The organism is Cryobacterium tagatosivorans (assembly GCF_004402215.1).
Classification (GTDB): domain Bacteria; phylum Actinomycetota; class Actinomycetes; order Actinomycetales; family Microbacteriaceae; genus Cryobacterium; species Cryobacterium tagatosivorans.
The window spans coordinates 17,137-33,754 of record NZ_SOEZ01000057.1; the positions used below are offsets into that span (position 1 = coordinate 17,137).

15 protein-coding genes and 1 pseudogene are annotated in these 16,618 nt (G+C 66.9%); 9 read left to right on the plus strand and 7 right to left on the minus strand.

All coding sequences use genetic code 11. The features are described 5' to 3' along the window. Positions 1 to 38 precede the first annotated feature (38 nt). The 5 genes from E3O23_RS11460 (at position 39) to E3O23_RS11480 (ending at position 5,163) form a co-directional block, all read left to right on the plus strand. On the plus strand, positions 39 to 1,454 hold the full coding sequence (locus E3O23_RS11460) for a dipeptidase (protein WP_134491140.1): 1,416 nt from the start codon (positions 39 to 41) through the stop codon (positions 1,452 to 1,454). A 109-nt stretch (positions 1,455 to 1,563) separates the two neighbouring features. After that, positions 1,564 to 1,920, plus strand: a complete 357-nt coding sequence (gene erpA / locus E3O23_RS11465) for an iron-sulfur cluster insertion protein ErpA (protein WP_092321846.1) — start codon at positions 1,564 to 1,566, stop codon at positions 1,918 to 1,920. 204 nt (positions 1,921 to 2,124) lie between these two features. Next, on the plus strand, positions 2,125 to 3,009 hold the full coding sequence (ctaC, locus tag E3O23_RS11470; RefSeq protein WP_134491142.1) for an aa3-type cytochrome oxidase subunit II: 885 nt from the start codon (positions 2,125 to 2,127) through the stop codon (positions 3,007 to 3,009). Positions 3,010 to 3,012: 3 nt separating this feature from the next. Then, positions 3,013 to 4,740 carry an aa3-type cytochrome oxidase subunit I gene (gene ctaD / locus E3O23_RS11475; protein WP_134491144.1) on the plus strand — a complete coding sequence of 576 codons (1,728 nt, stop codon included), beginning with the start codon at positions 3,013 to 3,015 and terminating at the stop codon, positions 4,738 to 4,740. Next, on the plus strand, positions 4,741 to 5,163 hold the full coding sequence (locus tag E3O23_RS11480; protein ID WP_134491146.1) for a cytochrome c oxidase subunit 4: 423 nt from the start codon (positions 4,741 to 4,743) through the stop codon (positions 5,161 to 5,163). It begins immediately after the preceding gene. 105 nt (positions 5,164 to 5,268) lie between these two features. Here E3O23_RS11480 and E3O23_RS11485 read toward each other — a convergent pair whose 3' ends face one another. From E3O23_RS11485 to ctaE, 5 genes are all read right to left on the minus strand, one after another. Continuing rightward, positions 5,269 to 6,054, minus strand: coding sequence for a methyltransferase domain-containing protein (locus E3O23_RS11485; protein ID WP_166790494.1), 786 nt, complete (start codon positions 6,052 to 6,054; stop codon positions 5,269 to 5,271). 70 nt (positions 6,055 to 6,124) lie between these two features. Beyond that, positions 6,125 to 7,717 (minus strand): cytochrome bc1 complex cytochrome b subunit, encoded by a 1,593-nt coding sequence (gene qcrB, locus E3O23_RS11490; RefSeq protein ID WP_241983459.1) that lies wholly within the window; start codon positions 7,715 to 7,717, stop codon positions 6,125 to 6,127. 35 nt (positions 7,718 to 7,752) lie between these two features. Next, positions 7,753 to 8,820 carry a cytochrome bc1 complex Rieske iron-sulfur subunit gene (qcrA, locus tag E3O23_RS11495; protein ID WP_134491152.1) on the minus strand — a complete coding sequence of 356 codons (1,068 nt, stop codon included), beginning with the start codon at positions 8,818 to 8,820 and terminating at the stop codon, positions 7,753 to 7,755. A gap of 39 nt (positions 8,821 to 8,859) precedes the next feature. Further along, on the minus strand, positions 8,860 to 9,672 hold the full coding sequence (gene qcrC, locus E3O23_RS11500; RefSeq protein ID WP_241983451.1) for a cytochrome bc1 complex diheme cytochrome c subunit: 813 nt from the start codon (positions 9,670 to 9,672) through the stop codon (positions 8,860 to 8,862). 18 nt (positions 9,673 to 9,690) lie between these two features. After that, positions 9,691 to 10,320 (minus strand): aa3-type cytochrome oxidase subunit III, encoded by a 630-nt coding sequence (gene ctaE / locus E3O23_RS11505; protein WP_420897666.1) that lies wholly within the window; start codon positions 10,318 to 10,320, stop codon positions 9,691 to 9,693. A gap of 142 nt (positions 10,321 to 10,462) precedes the next feature. Between ctaE and trpD the strand changes: the two genes are divergently transcribed. Further along, positions 10,463 to 11,515, plus strand: a complete 1,053-nt coding sequence (gene trpD, locus E3O23_RS11510) for an anthranilate phosphoribosyltransferase (protein WP_134491154.1) — start codon at positions 10,463 to 10,465, stop codon at positions 11,513 to 11,515. A 26-nt stretch (positions 11,516 to 11,541) separates the two neighbouring features. On the opposite strand, the pseudogene glpK reads toward trpD, so the two are convergent. Together glpK and E3O23_RS11520 are read right to left on the minus strand one after the other, a co-directional pair. Continuing rightward, a pseudogene (glpK, locus tag E3O23_RS11515) lies at positions 11,542 to 13,043 on the minus strand (glycerol kinase GlpK). A 75-nt stretch (positions 13,044 to 13,118) separates the two neighbouring features. Then, positions 13,119 to 13,829: an MIP/aquaporin family protein gene (locus tag E3O23_RS11520; protein WP_241983452.1), complete on the minus strand. Its 711-nt coding sequence runs from the start codon at positions 13,827 to 13,829 to the stop codon at positions 13,119 to 13,121. A 379-nt stretch (positions 13,830 to 14,208) separates the two neighbouring features. Between E3O23_RS11520 and dhaK the strand changes: the two genes are divergently transcribed. From dhaK to dhaM, 3 genes are read left to right on the plus strand one after another with little or no spacing between them, the layout of a single operon-like run. After that, on the plus strand, positions 14,209 to 15,210 hold the full coding sequence (gene dhaK / locus E3O23_RS11525) for a dihydroxyacetone kinase subunit DhaK (protein WP_134491158.1): 1,002 nt from the start codon (positions 14,209 to 14,211) through the stop codon (positions 15,208 to 15,210). Positions 15,211 to 15,217: 7 nt separating this feature from the next. Continuing rightward, positions 15,218 to 15,856 carry a dihydroxyacetone kinase subunit DhaL gene (dhaL, locus tag E3O23_RS11530; protein WP_134491160.1) on the plus strand — a complete coding sequence of 213 codons (639 nt, stop codon included), beginning with the start codon at positions 15,218 to 15,220 and terminating at the stop codon, positions 15,854 to 15,856. A gap of 1 nt (position 15,857) precedes the next feature. Then, on the plus strand, positions 15,858 to 16,553 hold the full coding sequence (dhaM, locus tag E3O23_RS11535; RefSeq protein ID WP_241983453.1) for a dihydroxyacetone kinase phosphoryl donor subunit DhaM: 696 nt from the start codon (positions 15,858 to 15,860) through the stop codon (positions 16,551 to 16,553). Positions 16,554 to 16,618: the final 65 nt, after the last annotated feature.

The window sequence follows — 16,618 nt, forward strand, 5'->3', positions numbered from 1 at the left end:
ATCAGTTCCTTGCAATTGGTTGGCTTAAGATTACCTGCATGACGGATACCTCGGAAACAGACCGCACGACCACCAGCGACGCGGAACTTCGGGCCGCCGTCGAACGGGGGCTCCCTGTGACGATCGCGGAGCTGTGCGCCCTGGTGAAGATTCCGTCGGTGGCCTGGGCGGCGTTCGACCGCAGCCACGTGCAGGCCAGCGCCGAGGCCGTGGCGGCCCTGGCCCGCGGACTGGACGTCTTCGAGTCGGTGGAGATCAAGCAGGCGGGGATCCCCGGCAGCGCGGAGCTCGGCCAGCCGGCCGTGCTGGCCACGCGGCGCGCCCGCAACGGACGACCCACCGTCCTTCTGTATGCTCACCACGACGTTCAGCCTCCCGGCCAGGATGAGGAGTGGGAATCCAGCCCGTTCGAAGCGACGGTGCGCGGCGACCGGTTGTACGGCCGGGGCGCGGCCGATGACAAGGCCGGCGTGATGGCGCACATCGCCTCCATTCGCGCCCTCATCGCGGCTGAGGGTCCCGATTTCGACCTCGGACTGGCCCTGTTCATCGAGGGGGAAGAGGAATTCGGGAGCCGGTCGTTCGCGACCTTCCTCGAGGAGAACCGCGAGGCACTGCGCGGCGACGCGATCGTCGTCGCCGACTCCAACAACTGGGACATCGACACCCCGGCCCTCACCATCGGCCTGCGCGGCAACGTCACCTTCCGGCTCACCGTGCGGACCCTCGACCACGCCTCGCATTCCGGCATGTTCGGGGGAGCGGTGCCGGATGCCATGCTGGCCGCGATCCGCCTCCTGGCCACCCTGCACGACCCCGACGGCTCGGTCGCCGTCGCCGGGTTGACCAGCCACGACCAGGCGACACCCGACTACTCCGAAGAGCAGTTGCGCCTCGAGACCGGCCTGGTCGACGGGGTCACCACGATCGGCCGCGGAACGATTCTCAGCCGAATCTGGGCGCAGCCCTCGATCACCGTCACCGGGATCGACGCCGCCTCCGTCGCCAACGCGTCCAACACGCTCTCGCCCCAGGTCGCGGTGCGGATCAGCACCCGCATAGCGCCCGGCCAGGCCGCGGCCGACGCGTACGCCGCCCTCGAAAAGCACCTGTTCGAACATGTGCCGTTCGGCGCGAAACTCGAGATCGACGACGTGGACATGGGGGAGCCGTTCCTGGTCGACACCACCGGCTGGGCCGTCGCGGAGGCCAGGCAGGCCATGGCCGATGCCTGGGGCACGGAATCGGTCGACATCGGTGTCGGCGGGTCGATCCCGTTCATCGCCGACCTGGTGCGCGTCTTCCCGGAGGCGCAGATCCTGGTCACCGGGGTGGAAGACCCGGACTCCCGCGCGCACAGCCCCAACGAATCGCTGCACCTCGGCGTGTTCAAGCGGGCGGTCCTCAGCGAGGCGCTCCTGTTGGGCCGGCTCAACCGGCGCACCGGGCACTGAAGATGCACGTGACCGGCCCGGCCGGGAATGCCCACGGCCTCTTCCCGGTTGTCTCGGGTAGAATCTGTCTTATTTCCCTTTCCCGCCCAGGCGAACACCGAGGAGCATCATGACCGACACCATCGCCACCAGCACCGAGGCCCATGGCGTTGGCCTCACCGACGTCGCGGCCCAGAAGGTGCGCAGCCTGCTCGCCCAGGAAGGCCGCGAGGACCTGCGCCTCCGGGTCGCCGTCCAGCCCGGCGGCTGCTCCGGCCTGATCTACCAGCTGTACTTCGATGAGCGGATGCTCGACGGCGACGCCGTCCGGGATTTCGACGGCGTCGAGGTCATCGTGGACAAGATGAGCGTCCCGTACCTGGTCGGTGCCTCAATCGACTTCGAGGACACCATCCAGAAGCAGGGTTTCACCATCGACAACCCCAACGCCGGCGGCAGCTGCGCCTGTGGAGATTCCTTCAGCTAGGTCGCTTATCGCACGCTTTCCTGGGAGATCATCCATTCGGATGGTCTCCCGGCGGCGTTAAATGCCGACAATTTGTGCCGGGTTCGAGTCTTTTTGGCCGACGAGGCCGCGTTCGTGCACTCTGGCCGGCGTCGGCCGGAGTAGGCTAGGAATCGGTCAAAGCACTTCCTGAGAAGTGCCCTCGAGTCTCCCGAAAGGTGCCCGGTGCGCAATAAACGCCGTCTCCGATGGGCTGCAATTCCGATCGCAGCGACGTTGTCAATTGTTCTCGCCGGGTGCACAACTGCCCAGCTCAACGGGTTTATGCCCGGCTTTGAGGAAGGGCAGCCAAACGTCACGAACCAGACCGGCCGTATCGGCGGACTCTGGACAACGTCCTGGATCGTCCTCCTCATCGTCGGTCTGATCACCTGGGGCCTCACGCTCTGGGCCGTCGTGGTCTACCGACGCCGCAAGGGCCAGACCGGGCTCCCGGTCCAGCTGCGCTACAACATGCCGATCGAGATCTTTTACACGGTCGTGCCGTTGATCCTTGTGCTCGGTTTCTTCGCTTTCACGGCCCGCGACCAGAGCGCGATCGAGGCCCGCTTCGACGAGCCGGACGTGAAGATCGGGGCCATTGCCAAGCAGTGGGCCTGGGACTTCAACTACGTCAACGAGGACGTCTACTCGGCCGGCGTCCAGGGCCAGCCTGACCTGAACGGCCAGGCGGGCTCCCTCGTGGAGTCCGAGATCCCCACCCTGGTCCTTCCGGTCGGCAAGAAGATCGAGTTCGCGCTCGACTCCCGCGATGTCATTCACTCCTTCTGGGTGATCGACTTCCTGTACAAGAAGGACATGATCCCCGGCAAGACCAACTACATGTCGGTCATCCCCGAGCGGATCGGCACCTACCAGGGCAAGTGCGCGGAGCTCTGCGGCGAGTACCACTCCCTCATGCTTTTCAACGTCGAAGTCGTTTCGCAGGATGATTACGATGCGTATATTGAGTCCCTCCGGGCGGCCGGCAACGAGGGTCAGCTCGACAACGAGTACAACCGCAACCAGAATCTTCCGGGCACCAACGCTCCGAAGGCTCAGGAGGACTAGGCCATGAGCACCACGACCGCACCCGCGCCGCGGCGCACGACGCCCCTGTCGCCCTCGGCCCACCGCAAGGGCAACATCCTTGTCAAGTGGATCACCTCGACAGACCACAAGGTCATCGGGTACATGTACCTGATCACCTCGTTCGTCTACTTCTGCATCGGCGGGGTGATGGCGCTCATCATGCGCGCCCAGCTCTTCGAGCCCGGCCTGGAAATCGTCGCAACGAAGGAACAGTACAACCAGCTGTTCACGATGCACGGCACGATCATGCTCCTCATGTTCGCGACGCCGCTCTTCTTCGGCTTCGCCAACGCGCTCATGCCGCTGCAGATCGGCGCCCCCGACGTCGCGTTCCCGCGACTGAACGCGCTGTCCTTCTGGTTCTTCAACTTCGGCAGCCTCATCGCCGTCGCCGGCTTCCTCACCCCGCAGGGCGCCGCATCGTTCGGCTGGTTCGCCTACCAGCCGCTGGCGAGCACGACGTTCTCGCCCGGCGTCGGTGGAAACCTGTGGATGGTGGGCCTCGGCCTGTCCGGGTTCGGCACGATCCTCGGTGGCGTGAACTTCATCACGACCATCATCACGATGCGCGCGCCGGGCATGACCATGTTCCGGATGCCGATCTTCTCCTGGAACACCCTGGTCACCTCGATCCTCATCCTGATGGCGTTCCCGGTGCTGGCCGCGGCCATGCTCGCCGCCGCCGCCGACCGCATCTTCGGCGCCCACATCTACGACCCGGCAAACGGCGGCGCCATCCTCTGGCAGCACCTGTTCTGGTTCTTCGGGCACCCCGAGGTGTACATCATCGCCCTGCCGTTCTTCGGCATCGTCTCCGAGGTGTTCCCGGTCTTCAGCCGCAAGCCGATCTTCGGCTACAAGACGCTGATCTACGCGACCGTTTCCATCGCTGCGCTGTCGGTGGCCGTCTGGGCACACCATATGTACGTGACCGGCTCGGTCCTGCTGCCGTTCTTCTCGCTGATGACCATGCTCATCGCGGTCCCGACGGGCGTGAAGATCTTCAACTGGATCGGGACGATGTGGCGGGGGTCGCTCACCTTCGAGACACCCATGCTCTGGGCGCTCGGCTTCCTGATCACGTTCACCTTCGGTGGGCTGACCGGCGTCATCCTGGCGTCGCCGCCGCTGGACTTCCACGTCTCGGACACCTACTTCGTGGTCGCGCACTTCCACTACGTCGTCTTCGGCACCGTCGTCTTCGCCATGTTCAGTGGCTTCTACTTCTGGTGGCCGAAGTGGACCGGCAAGATGCTCAACGAGCGTCTCGGCCGCTGGCACTTCTGGCTGCTCTTCATCGGCTTCCACACCACCTTCCTCGTGCAGCACTGGCTCGGTGTCGTCGGCATGCCGCGACGCTACGCCTCGTACTCGCCCGAGGACGGGTTCACCTGGATGAACCAGCTGTCGACCATGGGGTCGATGATCCTCGCCCTGTCGATGGTGCCGTTCTTCCTCAACGTGTACATCACGGCGCGCAACGCCTCGAAGGTCACCGTGAACGACCCGTGGGGTTACGGGGCATCGCTCGAGTGGGCGACCTCCTGCCCGCCGCCCCGTCACAACTTCACCTCCATTCCCCGGATCCGGTCCGAGCGCCCCGCGTTCGACCTGAACCACCCGGAGGTGGGCATTCCCGTCGGCATCGGCCCAGGGAAAGACGCTCCGGATGCCCCCACGTACGACGCATCGTCAGAAACGGTCAAGTAAATGAGAGCGAACGTCAATCTCTTCTGGATCCTGACGGCGTTCTTCGCCATCATGGCCGCGGTCTACACCGTCTGGGGTCTGCTCGACACGAACCAGGGCCGGGTCGAGTGGGCCGGCACGTTCGCGTTGGCGCTGTGTTCTCTGCTGTCCCTGCTCATCGGCTTCTACCTGAGCCGCGTGCGCGGCGCCCAGGGCGGCGACCTGCCGGAGGACCGCCTCGACGCGAACATCGATGACGGCGACCCCGAGGCGGGTTTCTTCAGCCCGTGGAGCTGGTGGCCGATCATGCTCGCCGCCAGCACGGCCCTGCTGTTCCTCGGCCTCGCCGTGGGCTTCTGGATCTGTTTCATCGCCCTGGCGATCGGCCTCATCAGCCTGGTCGGCTGGGTCTACGAGTACTACCGCGGGCTGTTCGCGCGCTAGACCTACTCTCAGAACGCCGCCCTCGCGTCTCACGCGGGGGCGGCGTTCTGCGTGTGGCCGACGCCGCGCCAAGCCGTGGCCGGGGTGGCCCGCGGCGGAACGCCGTCAGCCGGGACGCCGGCGGAAGCCGATCACCTCGAAGGCGGTCGTCACCGTCCACGGTTCGGCGCCGGGCGCGCCGGCCGCCTCCGGGGCTGCGTGGTGCGCCGATGGCCCCATCCCGATCAGCGCACGCACCTCGGCGGGTGAGAGGCTGAGCGTGCGCGAGAGCGCCGACCGGGACTCGAGGTCGAACCACGGGGCCAGGCCTTCCCGGAGCTGCGCGGCCTTGTCGGTCTGGACGTCGAGCGCCAGGCCGGCCTCGCGGAGCTCCCGGAGATGCGTCGACTGGGGGATGACCACGGCCAGCAGTCCCTGCGGCCTCAGCACCCGGTGGAATTCGACCGGGTTCCGTGGTGCGAAGACGGTGAGGATGACGTCGGCCGCGGCATCCCGAACGGGCAGGGGCGACCAGACGTCGGCGACGAGCCCGTCAATCCGGTCGTCGCCCCGCACGGTGCGCAGCACGGCGGCGGGGGAGATGTCCAGGCCGAGGGCGCGCGCGGCGGGGCAGGCGGCGAGCACGCCGCGAAGGTAGTAGCCCGTTCCGCAACCGACGTCGAGCACACGAGACGGCGCCTCCGCCGAGACCAGCGCCGCGAGCGAGTCTCGGAGGGGCTCGAACCAGCCGGCGCTGAGGAAGCTCTCCCGGGCGTCGAGCATCTCGGCGCTGTCGCCGATCAGCCCCCGCGAGCCGCCCAGGGCGGAGAGGAAGCCGCGCTTGTTGACGTCGAAGTTGTGCCCCGCCGGGCAGGTCAGCACGAGCGGACCGCCGGGAGAGAGAGGCTGCAAACAGTTCGGGCACCGAAGCCACTCCGACAAGGTCTGGAGGGACATCGATGCCCGATCTGGTTGTGGTTCCTTAGTGGTGATCGCCGTGCGACTGCTCGATTTCGGTGGTGCTCACCGGCGAGATGCGGTCCTCGAAGAACCAGCGGGACAGCCCGGCGCGCATCCTCTGGCCGGTCGTGATCCTGCCCCGGGCGTCCGGGCGAATCATCAGCGGCTTGTACTCGGAGTAGTCGACCAGCTTCCAGCGCTCGTACTCGTTGACCGGCTGGTGAACCTCGATGTACTCACCGCCCGGAAGACGGACGATGCGTCCGGATTCGTAGCCGTGCAGCACGATCTCGCGGTCCTTCTTCTGCAGGGCCAGGCAGACGCGCTTGGCGATGAAGTACGCGGCGAACGGGCCGAGGATCGTCAGCGCCTGCATCGTGTGGATGACACCCTCCATCGTCACGTGGAAGTGCGTGGCGATGATGTCGGAGCCGGCAGCGGCCCAGAGTGCGGCGTAGAACGTGACTCCGGCGGCGCCGATGGCGGTGCGGGTCGGGGCGTTCCGCGGGCGGTCGAGCACGTGGTGCTCGCGCTTGTCACCCGTGATCCAGGCCTCGATGAACGGGTAGATCATCACGAGCAGGATGAACAGTCCGAGTCCGACGAGCGGGATCAGGATGTTGAACGACCAGGTGCCGCCGAGCCCCACGAACTCCAGTCCCGGCGGGATCAGGCGCAGCGCCCCGTCGGCAAAGCCGATGTACCAGTCGGGCTGGGTGCCGGCGGACACCGGCGAGGGGTCGTACGGTCCGTAGTTCCAGATCGGGTTGATCGTGAAGAACGTCCCCATCAGCATGATCACGCCGAATACGAGGAAGAAGAAGCCGCCGCCCTTGGCCGCGAACAGCGGAAGGATCGGCGCCCCGGCCACGTTCTGGTTCGTGCGTCCGGCGCCCGGGTACTGCGTGTGCTTGTGCACGACGACGAAGACCAGGTGCAGCGCGATGAGGGCGACGATAATCGCCGGCAGCAACAGGATGTGCAGCGAGTACAGGCGGCCGACGATGTCGGTGCCCGGGAACTCTCCGCCGAAGAGCAGGAACGTGATCCAGGTGCCCACGAGGGGGATTCCCTTGACCATTCCGTCGATGATGCGCAGGCCGTTGCCCGAGAGCAGGTCGTCGGGGAGGGAGTAGCCGGTGAACCCTTCGGCCATGGCGAGGATGAACAGGATGAATCCGATCACCCAGTTCAGTTCGCGCGGCTTGCGGAACGCACCGGTGAAGTACACCCGGAGCATGTGCAGGCCGATGGCGGCGACGAACAGCAGGGCTGCCCAGTGGTGCACCTGGCGCATCAGCAGTCCGCCGCGGACATCGAAGGAGATGTCGAGCGTGGACGCCATGGCGGCCGACATCTCGATGCCCTTCAACGGAACGAACGAACCGTCGTAGTGCACCTCCGACATCGAGGCCTGGAAGAAGAACGTCAGGAAGGACCCGGACAGCAGGATGACCACGAAGCTGTACAGGGCGACCTCGCCCAGCATGAACGACCAGTGGTCGGGGAAGACCTTGCGGCCGAGGCCCTTGACCGCCGCCGAGATGCTCGTGCGCTCATCGATGTAGTTCGACGCGGCGGCGGTCAGGCCACCGGACTTCTTCGTTTCGGCCAGCGCGGTGGATGGTGCCGTGGATGATTCAGTCGTAGTCACGATCGCTCCCAGAAACTCGGCCCGACGGGCTCGGTGAAGTCGCTCTGCGCGATGAGGTAGCCCTCGGAGTCAACCGCGATGGGCAGCTGCGGAAGGGGCCGCTTGGCCGGTCCAAAGATGACCTCGCAGTGGTTCGCCACGTCGAACTGCGACTGGTGGCACGGGCAGAGGAGGTGGTGGGTCTGCTGCTCGTACAGGGCGACGGGGCAGCCGACGTGAGTGCAGATCTTGGAGTAGGCGACGATGCCGTCGTACGACCAGTCTTTGCGCTCGGGCAGTTCGTTGAGGTCTTCCGGCTTCAGGCGCATGAGCAGAACGGCCGCCTTCGCCTTCTCCTCGAGCTTGCCGTGTTCCAGGTCCTGCAGGCCCTCGGGGATGACGTGGAACGCCGACCCCAGGGTGACGTCAACGGCCTTGATCGGGGTGCCGCTCGGGTCCATGGCGAGCCGCGTCCCCTTCTTCCACAGCGTGTGGCTGAGCAGTTCGACGGGGTCGGTGTCCGGGCCGAGGCCGCGGAACAGCACGACGGCCGGGAGGGGGAACGCGATCAGGGCACCGAACAGGCTGTTGCGGATGAGGGTGCGTCGGCCGAAGCCGGACTCCTCGTTGGCGATCTCGAAGATCTCCACCGCGCGGGCCCGGGTCTCGTCCGAGCCGCGCACCGGGTGGCGCTCGTCGATGACCTCGTGATTGGACATCAGGGCCTTGCCCCAGTGCACAATGCCGATACCGAGGGCGAGCAGGGCGAGGGAGAGGCCCAGGCCGATGAACAGGTTGTTCAGGCGCACCGAACCCGGGTCTTCGGGGTTGATCGGGAAGGCCATGTAGGCGGCGATCGCGAACACGCTGCCGACGATCGAGACGTAGAACAGCGTGTAAACCGTGCGCTCGGCGCGGCGGTTCGCCTTCGGGTCGACATCGGTGATTCGCAAATCGTGAGGCGGGAAGCCGGGGTTCGCAATGGCATCCCGGGTGACCACGGCTGTGCCGATGGGCACGTCCGGTCCGCCGTGCGACGAGTCGGCGGCGGCCAGTTCCTTCCCGCCGTTATCGTCCTTGGCCATTGTTCTCCTTCTTAGGGTGTGTCATGTCAGGATTGCCGGTCAGTTCGACTTCGCGGTGATCCATACGGTCACCGCGACGACGGCGCCGAGTCCGAAGATCCAGAGGAAGAGTCCCTCTGAAACCGGTCCGAGCGAGCCGAGCGCGAAACCGCCGGGGGACGGGTTGTTCTCGAGGTACTTGAGGTAGGTGATGATGTCCCGCTTGCCCTCGGGCGTGATGTTCGCGTCGTTGAACACGGGCATGTTCTGCGGGCCGGTGACCATGGCCTCGAAGATGTGGGCCTCGGTGACCCCGGTGAGCGCGGGGGCGAACTTGCCCTCGGTGAGGGCTCCGCCGGCGCCGGCCACGTTGTGGCACATGGCGCAGTTGATGCGGAACAGTTCTCCGCCGGCCGCGGCGTCGCCCTGGGCGTCGAGCAGCGAGGCATCCGGGAGGCCAGGGCCGGGGGCGAGGGAGGCGACGTAGGCGGCAAGGGCCCTGGTCTGCTCCTCGGTGAACTGAACCGGCTTCTTCTGGGCCTGCGGGCCGTTCATCTGCATCGGCATGCGTCCCGTGCCGACCTGGAAGTCGACCGAAGCGGCGCCGACGCCGATCAGGCTGGGGCCGTTTCCGCTGCCCTGGGCGCTCAGGCCGTGGCAGGTGGCGCAGTTCGCGGCGAAGAGCTTCTTGCCTTCGTCGATGGTCTGCTGGGAGGACAGGTCACTCTCGGCGCGGGCAGTGCTCGTGCTGAACATGGCGTAGGCGCCGCCGGTGAACAGCAGGCCGATGGCGATGAGCGCGACGCTGGCCATCGGGTGGCGACGGCCTGCCTTGCGGTTCGGTCGGGGCTTGCTTGTCTTGGTCTCAGGCATGCTGAAGATGTCCGCTTCCTATTTGAGAACGTAGATGACCAGGAACAGGCCGATCCACACGACGTCGACGAAGTGCCAGTAGTAGGACACGACGATTGCGCTGGTTGCCTCTTTGTGGCCGAAGTGCTTGACCGCGAAGGCGCGACCAATGATGAGGAGGAAGGCGATCAGTCCGCCGGTCACGTGCAGGCCGTGGAAGCCGGTCGTGATGTAGAACGCGGAGCCGTACGAGTTGGACGACAGCGACACGCCTTCGGAGACGAGGGTGGCGTACTCGAGCACCTGGCCGGCAACGAAGATCGCTCCGAGGGCGTAGGTGAGGAAGAACCACTCCACCATGCCCCACTGGCTGGGCTTCCAGCCTGTCGAACGTGCCTGCAGGCGCTCGGCCGCGAACACGCCGAACTGGCAGGTCACGGACGAGAACACCAGGATCAGGGTGTTGATCAGCGCGAAGGTGAAGTTGTGCTTGTCCGTTTCGAACTGCCACAGCTCCGGGGCCGTTGAGCGGAGCGTGAAGTAGATCGCGAATAGCCCGGCGAAGAACATGACTTCGCTTCCCAGCCAGACAATGGTGCCCACTGCCACGCTGTTGGGCCTGTTCACTACAGGCGCACTTGCCGTATGAGATATCGAGGTGCTCGTCACCCCTCCATTATGGCCGATATCCGCACAGGTTTTTCTCAACCTGGCGTGCCAGTCGCCAGATTACGAAGATTGCGGTGCCCCGTGCCGGTGTCGTTTGACCCGGAAAGACGGGGCTCGGCCGAGATGAGATTAAGCTGGTGACATGCTCGAATCGCAGTCCTGGCCGAATGTCCTCAGTGCCCTCCTGAGCGGGGAGGACCTGAGTGTGGCCGACGCCGCCTGGAGCATGGAACAGATCATGCGGGGGGAGGCGTCCTCCGCGCAGATTGCCGCGTTCCTGGTGGCCCTGCGAGCCAAGGGCGAGACCGTCGACGAGATCGTCGGATTCCGGGACGCGATCCTCGACCACGCGGTCCCGCTGGACGTCGACCCGATGGGGCTGGACATCGTCGGCACCGGGGGAGACCGGTTCGGCACCGTGAACGTGTCGACCATGGCGTCCATTGTCTGCGCGGCGGCCGGCATCCCGGTGATCAAGCACGGCAACCGCGCCGCGAGCTCGGCATCCGGCTCGTCGGATGTCCTCGCGGAGCTGGGCATCGACCTCACGCTGTCGGCCGAAAAGGTTGCCGAGATCCTCACCGCCACCGGCGTCACGTTCGCCTACGCGGCCGCCTTCCACCCGGGCTTCCGGCATGTGGCGGCCACCCGCAAGGAACTGGGCATTCCGACGGTCTTCAACTACCTCGGCCCGCTCTGCAACCCGGCCCGGCCGGAGGCCTCCGCGGTCGGCGTCGCGAACCTCGACCGCGTCCCGCTGTTCGTCGGCGTGTTCCAGACCCGAGGCGCGACGGCGCTCGTCTTCCGGGGCGACGACGGGCTCGACGAACTCAGCACGACCGGCCACAGCCACATCTGGGAGGTCTCCCGCGGCCTCGTGACCGAGCACGACATCGATCCGCGGGACCTCGGCCTGACCCGGGCGAAGATGAGCGACCTCGTCGGGGGAGACGCCGCTCACAACGCCGCCGTCGTGCACTCCGTGCTCTCCGGTGAGAAGGGCCCTGTCCGCGACATCGTGCTGCTCAACGCGGCAGCGGGGCTGGTGGCGTACGACCTGGCCAACGACCCGGGGCAGGTGCAGACGGCGATTCTCGACCGTTTCCGCAGCAAGATGGCCGTGGCGGCGGAGACGATCGACTCCGGTGCGGCCACGGCCAAACTCGCCCAGTGGGTCCAGGCCAGCCGGGCCTGAACCAGCGCGGGCGGCAGGGGCGAGAGCTACAGCACGTCCTCGTCGACCCAGCCGAAGGTCTTCGTGACGGCCTTCTTCCAGTTGCGCAGCTGGCGGTCGCGCTCCTGGTCGGTCATCTTCGGCGTCCAGCGGCTGTCTTCCTGCCAGTGTTCGCGCAGTTCGTCGAGGCCGCTCCAGAAGCCGACCGCGAGGCCGGCGGCGTAGGCGGCGCCGAGCGCCGTCGTCTCCGCGACCACGGGCCGGATCACGGGGACGCCGAGGATGTCGGCCTGGAACTGCATCAGCAGGTTGTTGGCGATCATTCCGCCGTCGACCTTGATCTCGGTCAGCGGAACGCCGGAGTCGGCGTTGACGGCGTCGATCACCTCGCGGGTCTGGAACGCGGTGGCCTCGAGGGCCGCCCGGGCGATGTGGCCCTTATTCACGAACCGGGTCAGGCCCACCAGCGCGCCGCGGGCATCCGAACGCCAGTAGGGTGCGAACAGCCCGGAGAACGCCGGCACGAAGTACGCCCCGCCGTTGTCGTCGACCGTCTTCGCCAGCGCCTCGATCTCGTCGGCCGAGCTGATCAGGCCGAGGTTGTCGCGCAGCCACTGCACGAGCGACCCGGTCACGGCGATGGCGCCCTCGAGCGCATAGTGCGGCGGCTGGTCTCCGATCTTGTATCCGAGGGTGGTGAGCAGCCCGTTCTTGGAGTGCACGATCTCGGTGCCGGTGTTGAAGATGATGAAGNGGTGTTCTTCGCCTCGCCCTGGTCGAACGCGGCCTGGCCGAACGTGGCGGCCTGCTGGTCGCCGAGGATGCCCGCGATCGGCACCTCGCGGAGCAGGCTGGAGCTGTGGGCGGTGCCGTACACCTCTGACGAGGACCTGATCTGGGGCATCATGGACTTCGGGACTCCGAAGATGCCGAGGATCTCGTCGTCCCACTGCAGGGTCTCGAGGTCCATGAACATCGTGCGGCTGGCGTTGGTGACGTCGGTCGCGTGCACGCCGCCGTCGATGCCGCCGGTCAGGTTCCAGAGGACCCAGGTGTCGGTGGTGCCGAAGAGGAGGTCGCCGGCCTCGGCCTTCTCGCGGGCCCCCGGCACGTTTTCCAGGATCCAGACGATCTTCGTGCCGGAGAAGTAGGTCGCCAGCGGGAGGCCGACCTTCTGCTTGAACCGTTCGACCCCGCCGTCGGCGGCGAGCCGGTCGACGATCGGCTGGGTGCGGGTGTCCTGCCAGACGATCGCGTTGTAGACGGGCTCTCCGGTGTTCTTGTCCCAGACCACCGCGGTCTCGCGCTGGTTGGTGATGCCGACCGCCTTGATGTTGTGGCGGGTGATGTTCGCCTTGGACAAGGCCTGCCCGATCACCTCGCGGGTGTTGTCCCAGATCTGCCTGGGGTTGTGCTCGACCCAGCCGGCCTGCGGGAAGATCTGCTCGTGTTCGAGCTGCCCGGTCGACACGATCGACCCCGCCTTGTCGAAGATGATGGCCCGGGAGCTCGTCGTGCCCTGGTCGATGGCGAGAACATAGTCAGTCATGAATAACCTCCGAATTGATTGGTGATGCACGCAAATGGAGGGCCGGCCCAGAGCCTGGGCCGGCCCACACGGGAACTACGTGAGGATCGGCAGGAGCACGATCGAGGCCCAGCCGGCCAGGACCCCGCCGATGACCGGCCCGGCGACCGGCACCCAGGAGTAGGCCCAGTCCGAGGACCCCTTGCCCTTGATCGGCAGCAGGAAATGCGCGATCCGCGGGCCGAGGTCACGGGCCGGGTTGATCGCGTACCCGGTCGGGCCACCGAGCGAGGTGCCGATCACGACCACCAGCAGGGCCACCGGCAGCGCGCCGAGGGCCGCGAGGCCGCCCGCCTCGCCCTGGCGCCCGAAGGCGATGACCACGAAGACGAGCACGAAGGTGCCGATGATCTCCGTGACCAGGTTCCAGGCGTAGGAACGGATCGCCGGGCCGGTCGAGAACACGGCGAGCTTGCTGCCCGGGCTCGGCTCCTCGTCGAAGTGCCGCTTGTAGGCCAGCCAGACGACCACGGCGCCGAGGATCGCGCCGAGCATCTCGCCGGCGATGTAGACGAGCACCGAGAGGAAGTTCACCGGGACGCCGGAGCCGAACTCCGTCGCGCCGGAGGCCACCAGGCCCAGCGTCACCGCCGGGTTCAGGTGCGCGCCCGAGTTGTAGGCGACGATCACACCGCAGAAGACCGCGAGACCCCAGCCGACCGTCACCATCAGGAAACCGCCGCCGAAACCCTTGTTCTTGGCGAGGGCGACGTTGGCGACCACGCCGCAACCGAGGAGGACGAGCATCGCCGTCCCCACTACCTCCGATAGGAAAACAACTCCAATGTTGTCCACGTTGACCTTCCTCACTCAGTCTGAAGATGGGGGAACTTGCCCTTCGTGGTGACAGGTTGCGGCCCAGAGTAGCGCGCACCGCGCCGACGCGTAATGGCCGCTTGGATTCGCCTTTCCGGGCCCTTTCGGGGCGTGCGGGCAACGCGTAGGTTGGACTGTGCCCCATCGAACGGAAGCGATCCATCGCAAATCCCCTCGCCCGGCACCCCCACAGGTCACGCCCAGTACCCCCACAGGTCAGTACCCCCACAGGTCAGTACCCCCACAGGTCAGTACCCCCACAGGTCAGTACCCCCACAGGTCAGTACCCCCACAGATCAGAAGGATGGTCATGAAGAAGCTCATCAATGATCCGAAGAATGTCGTCCATGAAGCCGTCGCCGGATTCGGTGCCGCCCACCCCGACCTGGTCCGGGTGTCGCACGATCCCAACTTCATTGTCCGCAAGGATGCTCCCGTCGCCGGCAAGGTCGGCATCGTCAGCGGCGGAGGCAGCGGCCATGAACCCCTGCACGGGGGCTTTGTCGGCCCGGGGATGCTCAGCGCTGCCGTCCCCGGCGCGGTCTTCACCTCGCCGACGCCTGACCCCATCCTGGACGCGACGAAGGCGGTCGACGGGGGAGCGGGTGTGCTGCACATCGTCAAGAACTACACCGGGGATGTGCTCAATTTCGAGACAGCGGCCGACCTCGCCGCGGCCGAGGGCATCGAGGTGCGGTCCGTCATCGTCAACGACGACGTCGCCGTGAAGGACTCGCTCTACACCGCGGGGAGACGCGGCGTGGCCGGCACGGTCCTGGTGGAGAAGATCGCCGGGGCCGCCGCGGAGCGCGGCGACAACCTCGACACGGTCGTCGCCGTCGCCGAGAAGGTGATCTCCCAGGTCCGCACGATGGGCGTCGCCCTCACCCCCTGCGTCGTCCCGCACGCGGGGGAGCCGAGCTTCACCCTCGCCGATGACGAGATCGAGATCGGCATCGGCATCCACGGCGAACCTGGCCGGGAACGGATCAAACTCGAACCGGCCGACGCCATCGTGGACCGCCTTCTCGGACCGATCCTCGACGACATTCCCTTCGTCAGCGGCGACCACGTGCTCCTCATGGTGAACGGGATGGGCGGAACCCCCCAGGTCGAGCTGTATATTGTCTTTCGACGAGCCGCCGAAGTCCTCGCCGAAAAGGGGATCATGATCACGCGCACGCTCGTGGGCAACTACACGACATCACTGGAGATGCAGGGGACGTCCATCACTGTGCTCAAGCTCGACGACGACCTGACCGCCCTCTGGGACGCGCCCGTGCACACCGCAGCGCTGCGCTGGGGAAGGTAGCGATCGCGTGGGTCTGGGCGTGGGGTGGGCCGAGGCCTGGATCAGGCACGGCGCGGACGTCTTAGCGGAGCACCGGCTGGAGCTGATCATTCTCGACCGCGACATCGGCGACGGCGATCACGGCGAGAACATGGACCGCGGGTTCCAGGCGGTGCTGATCAGACTTGACGACCTGCCGCCAGAGGCCAATCCGGGCGACGTGTTCAAACTCGTCGCCACCACGCTGATCTCCACCGTCGGCGGGGCAGCCGGCCCCCTGTACGGCACGGCCTTCCTCAAGGGCGCCCTGGCCGTTGCCGGGGCGTCGACACTGGACGGGGCGGCGCTCGTCGCGCTGCTGACGGCCGCACGGGACGGAATCGTCCTGCGCGGCAAGGCGGAATCGGGCGACAAGACCATGGTCGACGCCTGGACGCCCGCGGTGGACGCCGCGGCCGCCGCTGCCGCCGACGGCGCCGACGAGACGGCGATCCTGCACGCGGCGGCCGCTGCCGCCGAGGGCGGCGCCGTCGCCACGGAACCGCTCGTCGCCCGGAAGGGGCGGGCCAGCTACCTCGGCGAGCGGTCCGCCGGGCACCGCGACCCCGGCGCCCAGTCCTCCGCGCTGCTCCTGCGCGCGGCAGCCGACGCCGCGGCGCGGGGCTAGCGTGGCGGGCACGCCCGGCAAGGTGGGACTCGTCTTCGTGTCGCACAGCGGCAAGATCGCCGAAGGACTCGTCGACCTGGCCAGGCAGATGGCGGCCTCCACGGCACTCGTCCCGGCCGGCGGGACCGATGAGGGCGGCATCGGCACCAGCTTCACCAAGGTCTTCGAGGCGATCACCGCCGCGGATTCCGGAGCGGGCGTCGCGGTCCTCTGCGACCTGGGCTCGGCCATCCTGACAGCCGAGACCGCGCTCGATTTTCTCGACGACGAGGTGCGGGCGCGCGTGCGCATCGTCGACGCCCCGCTGGTGGAGGGGGGCGTCGCCGCCGCCGTGACCGCCGAAACCGGGGGAGACCTCACGGCGGTGGTCGGGGCAGCCCACTCCGCGCGCTCCTTCGCGGAGGCGCCGGGAGCGGCCCCGGCCGCAGCCGGCCAGGCGATAACGCGCACGGTCACCCTGCTGAACAAGGACGGCTTGCACGCGAGGCCGGCCGCGGAATTCGTGAAGCTGGCCAGCACCTTCGATTCCGAGGTGACGGTCAACGGCAAGGACGCCAAGAGCCTGCTCGGCATCATGTCGCTGGGCTTGAACCGGGGGGCATCGGTGGAGATATCGTCCTCTGGAGCCGAGGCCGAGGCCGAGGCTGCGGTGACGGCCCTCGTGCGGCTCATCGAATCGGGCTTCGGCGAGGCCTGACCGTATCCCATCACGGAATCTCATAGCATAACTGGGCCCAGGAGTCCAATCGGCGTAGTGTGGAG